This is a genomic window from Chimaeribacter californicus (assembly GCF_002858675.1).
GTDB lineage: Bacteria > Pseudomonadota > Gammaproteobacteria > Enterobacterales > Enterobacteriaceae > Chimaeribacter > Chimaeribacter californicus.
Window position 1 is genome coordinate 1 of record NZ_PJZF01000127.1, and the last position, 356, is coordinate 356.

Annotated in this window: 1 pseudogene; it reads right to left on the reverse strand. The window is 61.0% G+C overall.

The window, feature by feature from the left end:
• Nucleotides 1-112: 112 nt before the first annotated feature.
• Nucleotides 113-356 (reverse strand): annotated as a pseudogene (gene fliI, locus CYR55_RS23235) (flagellum-specific ATP synthase FliI); the annotation flags it as partial.

Genomic DNA, 356 nt, shown 5'->3' on the forward strand with positions numbered 1-356 from the left:
CTGCCCAAGCTGGGTGACCGCCTGATCCAGCGCTTTTTGCGCCAGGTCGCGCAGGGTGCCCATCGGGGAGAGACTGTTCATCATGGCCTCACAGGAAAAAACGGGTTGCCGGTCAGTTCGGCAACAGAGTGTTCAGGTGGTCGCAGGAGGCAGTAAAGTCGCTCTGCTCATGAATGCCTTGCTGCAACAGCGCTTCCATCTGCGGGTAGAGGCGGATGGCGCGGTCAAGCAGCGGATCGCTGCCGGCGGCATACGCCCCAACGCTGACCAGGTCGCGGTTACGCTGGTAACTCGCCAGCATCTGTTTGAACTGGCGCACCCGGCGGTAGTGGGTGTCATCAATCAGTGAGGTCATC